The 6,126-nt window shown below is 40.1% G+C and carries 6 protein-coding genes, 1 tRNA gene and 1 rRNA gene; 1 reads left to right on the plus strand and 7 read right to left on the minus strand.

Annotated elements, in window-relative coordinates; translation table 11 throughout:
• Positions 1-78: 78 nt before the first annotated feature.
• The gene (locus ACIQ2D_RS19780) at positions 79-2,022 is read left to right on the plus strand and encodes an ABC transporter ATP-binding protein (protein WP_402867025.1); all 1,944 of its coding nucleotides are present in this window, start codon (positions 79-81) and stop codon (positions 2,020-2,022) included.
• A gap of 452 nt (positions 2,023-2,474) precedes the next feature.
• Here the strand turns inward: ACIQ2D_RS19780 and tsaD are convergent, their stop codons facing one another.
• From tsaD to rrf, 7 genes are all read right to left on the minus strand, one after another.
• The gene (tsaD, locus tag ACIQ2D_RS19785; RefSeq protein WP_402867026.1) at positions 2,475-3,491 is read right to left on the minus strand and encodes a tRNA (adenosine(37)-N6)-threonylcarbamoyltransferase complex transferase subunit TsaD; all 1,017 of its coding nucleotides are present in this window, start codon (positions 3,489-3,491) and stop codon (positions 2,475-2,477) included.
• Positions 3,491-3,943, minus strand: coding sequence for a ribosomal protein S18-alanine N-acetyltransferase (gene rimI / locus ACIQ2D_RS19790; protein WP_402867027.1), 453 nt, complete (start codon positions 3,941-3,943; stop codon positions 3,491-3,493). Before rimI ends, tsaD begins: the two co-directional genes overlap by 1 nt.
• A complete protein-coding gene (gene tsaB / locus ACIQ2D_RS19795) occupies positions 3,933-4,643 on the minus strand; it encodes a tRNA (adenosine(37)-N6)-threonylcarbamoyltransferase complex dimerization subunit type 1 TsaB (RefSeq protein WP_402867028.1) in 711 nt (236 codons plus the stop codon). The genes rimI and tsaB overlap by 11 nt, the downstream gene beginning before the upstream one ends.
• Positions 4,640-5,089: a tRNA (adenosine(37)-N6)-threonylcarbamoyltransferase complex ATPase subunit type 1 TsaE gene (gene tsaE / locus ACIQ2D_RS19800; RefSeq protein ID WP_402867029.1), complete on the minus strand. Its 450-nt coding sequence runs from the start codon at positions 5,087-5,089 to the stop codon at positions 4,640-4,642. Before tsaE ends, tsaB begins: the two co-directional genes overlap by 4 nt.
• Before the next feature lie 126 nt (positions 5,090-5,215).
• Positions 5,216-5,536, minus strand: a complete 321-nt coding sequence (locus ACIQ2D_RS19805) for a hypothetical protein (protein ID WP_402867030.1) — start codon at positions 5,534-5,536, stop codon at positions 5,216-5,218.
• A 146-nt stretch (positions 5,537-5,682) separates the two neighbouring features.
• A tRNA-Asp gene (locus ACIQ2D_RS19810) sits at positions 5,683-5,758 on the minus strand.
• Between the two features lie 290 nt (positions 5,759-6,048).
• Positions 6,049-6,126 (minus strand): 5S ribosomal RNA (gene rrf / locus ACIQ2D_RS22390); the annotation flags it as partial.

Raw genomic sequence — 6,126 nt, forward strand, 5'->3', positions numbered from 1 at the left:
AGCTTGGAATAAGTAAAGCACTGACATTGCAAGCAAATCTATCATCCAGTACACTAATAAAGAATTGAGGTGTCACGAATGATTGTATTACAAGTCAATCAACTATATAAATCCTTCATTGCAGATGAAATTTTAAGTGGAGTAAAATTAGAAGTTCAACACCGTGATCGCGTGGCATTAGTAGGACGCAACGGTGCTGGCAAGTCCACTTTACTAAAAATCATCGCCGGTCAAATGTCGTATGATTCTGGCGATATTATCATTCCAAAGGGTGTACGAATTGGTTATTTGGAACAGCATGCTGGGCTAAATTCGACATTAACGATTTGGGACGAAATGATGACAATTTTCGAACCACTACGTGCTCAGGAAAAATTACTACGATCATTAGAGAAACAAATGGCAGATCCGGCTGTTTACGAGAATTCCGACCTATATGCGAAAGTAATGTCTGAATACGATCAACTGCAGCATGATTTTAAAGATGCGGGTGGTTATCAATACGAATCAGATACACGCTCGGTCCTTCACGGTATGCAGTTCTTCCCTGAGGATTATGAAAAGGCGATTAGCTCACTTTCCGGTGGTCAACGTACACGTCTTGCGCTAGCGAAGCTTCTATTAAGTAAGCCGGATTTACTCATTCTCGATGAACCGACTAACCACTTAGATATCGAAACTCTATCGTGGTTAGAAACTTATTTAAAGAGCTATGAAGGTGCGATTTTAATCGTTTCCCATGACCGCTACTTCTTAGATCAAGTCGTATCGATTGTCTATGAGGTGTCTCGTCACCGCGTTACAAAATACACAGGCAACTATAGCGCCTATTTAGATGAAAAGGCGAAAAACTATGAACGCGATCTGAAAATGTTTGAGCGCCAGCAAGATGAAAAATCCAAACTTGAGGAATTCGTTCAAAAAAATATCGCCCGTGCTTCCACAACAAAGATGGCGCAAAGTCGTCGTAAAATGCTCGAACGTACGGAATGGATGGACTCTCCTGCCGGCGATGAAAAGTCAGCAAGTTTTGGCTTCTCAATTGATCGTCAAAGCGGCAATGATGTGCTTTCTATTGATGATTTAGCTGTAGGCTACGGGGACAAGCAAATTTCAACTGGCATTACACTTCGCACATTCCGAGAAGATCGTATTGCGCTCGTTGGTCCCAACGGAGTCGGTAAATCGACACTACTGAAAACAATAGTGAAAGACTTACCTGCACTTGCTGGGGAAATTCGCTATGGTACTAACGTTCAAATTGGCTACTATGACCAGGAACAAGCAAAACTCTCTAGCAATAAAAGCGTCTTAAAAGAATTATGGGATGAATGGCCATTAATGAATGAAAAAGATATTCGCACCACACTTGGCCGTTTCCTATTTAGTGGTGAAGATGTGGATAAAGCGGTGAATTCGTTATCTGGCGGTGAGAAAGCACGTCTTGCACTTGCGAAGTTAATGATGCAAAAAGCAAACTTCCTTGTTCTCGATGAGCCAACCAACCATTTAGACTTAGATAGCAAGGAAGTGCTAGAAAACGCACTTATTGATTATCCGGGTACACTGTTATTCGTATCACATGACCGTTACTTCATTAACCGAATTGCAACAAAAGTCATTGAACTATCCGGCAATGGTTCGTTTGAGTATTTAGGGGATTATGATTATTACCTAGAGAAAAAACAAGAGCTTTTTGAAATTGCGCAAATGAAAGCAGCAGCTCAACCGCAAACACAAACAGCAACGTCTGAAAAAACGTCTACTTCTAAAATCGATAAAGAAGCGAAAAAGCGCGAACGCCAAATTCGTCGTTCCATTGAAGAATTAGAAATTAACATGCACGCTGCAGATGTGGAAATTGCGCGTTTAGAAGAAGAACTTTGCGCCCCTGAGATTTTTACAGACCATGAAAAAATCTCACAATTGCAGGGTGAATTAGACGCTGTAAAAGAGAAGCATGAACTACTGGAAATAGAGTGGCTGGAACTTAACGAAGAACTTGAAAATATTATTGTATAAAACTCTGTAAAACCATGTGCCTTGTCGCATGGTTTTTCCTTTACTTCTACTATTCTTTCGTATATATTGGTCAAGTGCTATTTTTCGACAAAAAATGCCCACAACTTTATACACACTACGAAGCTAGTAATACCAACATATCAACAGACTTTTCCACACTGTCCACAATTCTAAAATCTTTATACCCCCATTTATTGTGTAAAACTCACCACAATATATAGAATAATCACAACTTATCAACAACTTATCCACAGTTTGTGCATAAGTACGAATGTTCGCTGTTTTATTTTTCAAATTTTTCAGTGTTAGCTGTGGATAATTTTTCTGAAAAATATGTCACTTATTATTCTTTTGTGTAAAACATCTATTTTCATAATTTTCATTCTATTTTATCTGATTTTATTTTTGTACAAAAATAAAAGGCATGACCCTTAAAAGAGTCATACCTTTTATCATACCCAAGACTTCAGTTCCATCCCTGGTCGTCCATTCATCATTAAATCGCCACGAACACCCGCTTCAAACATAGGTGTCGCTGCTGCTCCAATCATTGCAGCATTATCTGTACATAATTTTAGTGGGGGCACGTAGAACGGAATGCCCTCTTCCATAAATGCTGCCTCTAGGGAAGTACGGAGACCTTTATTAGCTGCCACACCGCCTGCTGCGATAACTTGTTTAACATTATATTCGCGAGCTGCGCGTAGTGTTTTAGCTGTTAATACTTCGACAACACTATTTTGGAAGCCTTTTGCCACAACTATTGGTGAAATCTCTTCCCCACGCTGATCCATATTATGCTTGTAATTAATGACTGCTGATTTTAAGCCACTAAAGCTAAAATCATAGGAATCTTCCTCAAGCCATACACGGGGAAATGCAACAGCCTCACCGCTTTCATGTGCTAGCTGATCAATTCGTGGACCGCCTGGATACGGTAAACCTAATACCCGTGCCACTTTGTCGTAAGCTTCACCAGCTGCATCATCTCGTGTTTCACCAATAACTTCAAACGAGCCATGTTCCTTCATATAAACAAGCTCAGTATGTCCACCCGACACCACTAGTGCTAATAATGGAAACTCCATCGGCTGCACAAGAGCATTAGCATAAATATGACCTGCAATATGATGTACGCCCAAAATTGGTAAGTTATTCGCAAAAGCAAAAGCCTTAGCCGCATTAATGCCGATTAACAGTGCCCCAACAAGCCCTGGCCCTTCTGTTACAGCCACAGCATCTAAATCCTGTGGTGTCATGTTAGCCTGTGCTAACGCCTCTTCAATCACGACTGTAATTTGCTCAACATGATGGCGAGACGCAATTTCTGGTACAACACCACCAAATCGTTTATGGCTCTCGATTTGTGAAGCCACCACGTTTGAAACAATTTCCGATCCATTACGAATAATCGCCGCTGCGGTTTCATCACAACTCGATTCAATTGCTAAAATAATTCTATTTTCCATTATAAATTCACCCACATGACAAGGGCATCCTCCCCGTTATCTGTATAATAGCCTTTACGTACGCCACCGTCTTGGAAAGCAAGCTTTCTGTAAAGGTTTTGTGCCACACTATTGGTTACACGCACCTCTAAGCTCATAACGTCCATAGCATGTTCTCGTGCAATACGCATTGCCTCACGCATTAATCCTTCGCCTATACCACGTCCACGTGCCGCCTCTGTTACTGCAACATTCGTAATTTGCGCAGCATCAATGACCATCCACATGCCACAAAAACCAATTATACTATCATCCTCATCTACTGCTATCAAATAATATGCATATTGATTTTCATGCATTTCATGGTAGAAAGAATCGAGTGTCCACGGCGTAGGAAATGTCGCAAGTTCAATGTTGTACACAGCTTCAACATCGTCGGACGTCATTTTACGATACGTTACCTTATTGCTCATGCGCCTTCTCCTTTTGCTCTTGCAACCAGTTCGCCTCAGCCTCTGCAATGCGCTTATATTGAGGCACAAAATGATGTGTCGTTTCGATACTAGGTAACTCACCCTCACTTGCTAAACGAATCACTTCGCTTGCGCGTGGTAAATCAAAACTATATGGCGCACGGTATGCAAGGTCGCCAAGCTCTGCTACGATTTTACCCCAAAACACATCGACATCTGCGCCAACGAATAATACGGGCTCTGCTAACTCCTGTAAACGCTGTAACAAGCCATCAATATGATCATGATAATCTTCCATTACAGTTTCAAGTGTTGTCCCTCGATAAACTGCTGTATATATATTGCTACGACGTGCATCAAACAAAGGACAAATCAGACCGTTATAAAGTGACACATTTGCTGCTAACGTCTTTAAGCTCGATACACCAACCAGCGGTTTCTTCAACGTCCAAGCAAGTGTTTTTGCAAGCGTTGCACCAATACGTACACCTGTATATGAACCTGGTCCTTCTGAGATGGCAATTGCATCTATATCTACTGGTTTTAACCCGGCTGTTGCAAGTATTGCTTCAATTGCTGGCATTGCTCCTGCTGAATGCGTTAATTTTATATTTTGTATAACCTCTGCTACTACTTTACCATCCTTTACAATTGCGACAGAAAGCGGTGCATTCGCTGTTTCAATCCCTAACCAAATCATTTCATTAGCTCCTCACATAATGCCTCATATCGCTTTCCTCGAGGCGTTAACACAAATCGACGTTCATTTTCACCAATTCGGTATATTTCAATGCCTAATCGTTCCTGTGGTAAATCCTGTTCTACTAAATGTGCCCATTCTACAACTGATACTGCATCTCCATAAAACAGCTCGTCCCATCCAAGATCCTCATCACTATCTGCCAATCGGTATACGTCTAAGTGATTAAAAGGTAATCGGCCCTCGTATTGCTTAACAATCGTAAATGTCGGGCTATTTACTGTTCTGTTGACACCCAGCCCTTTTGCCAAAGCTTTCGTAAACGTTGTCTTTCCTGCCCCTAAGTCGCCCTCTAGGGTAATTGTGTCCTGAGCTTCTAGTAAATCTGCCAGTGCCAAGGCAAACTTTTCTGTATCTTCAAGTGAATTCATGATTTTTTCAAACATTCTCTTTGTTTCCTCTCCTAGCTACATTACCTCTAGTTTACCGAAACTAGCGCAAATGTTCAAAGCATCCAGTGATTTTAAAAAATAAAACACGTTTCCCTTAAAGGAAACGTGCTCTACTATCTATTATCTATTTGAATGCCCTTTTAACTCCACAACTTCTTTCGAATGTAATTGGTCATCTTTAAATTCAATTACATATGCCTGTGTCATTAAAGTCTCATCTTTCCATTGATAAGTATTATTCTTTAATTTCACTCCTCTACCACCTGCACGCTCTACAACTTCCAGATAAGACATTCCTTCTTCTAAACTCTCGAACTCTTTCTGATTCATATATTTTTGCCAATGATATATATTTTGTTCTTCAATCTCTAAAATTGGATCTCCGCAGCCAACTAATGTCATCATAGCGACTACCAAGAGCAGAATGCATAATTTTCGCATATATTTCACCCCCGTACACTTTCTAACCGCTTTTCAAACTGTACCCGAGCTATTCATGAAAAAACGCAGATTCTTTTAATTATAACTTTACACAATAAAAAAGCTCTTATAATAGTTTCCTATTACAAGAACTGTATAAGCATAAATGGCGGTCCCGACCGGGATCGAACCGGCGATCTCCTGCGTGACAGGCAGGCATGTTAACCGCTACACCACGGGACCTCTTTAAGACATTTATTAATATACCATAAATATGATGTTTACACAACACTTTTTTAAAATTAAATTAAGAGAATACTATAAAATATTGTTCCTCAAATATTTAAATACTATTTTTTAGCTTTAAATAATTGTTAGCAAGCTTTTTATTCACATTATTTTTTCGATATGAACTGCCTCTGGCTATAATAGTAAATAGTAGTAGGTAGCAATGTTATTCACCTTTAGGTTTGCTATCATTCTTTTCTTAATTACAAAAAAACAGCCAACATATAATTGACTGTTTTTCATGTGCCTAGCGACGTCCTACTCTCACAGGGGGAAGCCCCCAACTACCATCGGCGCTAAAGAGCTTAACTTCCGTGTTCGGT

Source organism: Lysinibacillus sp. NPDC097287, from assembly GCF_044761695.1.
Classification (GTDB): domain Bacteria; phylum Bacillota; class Bacilli; order Bacillales_A; family Planococcaceae; genus Lysinibacillus.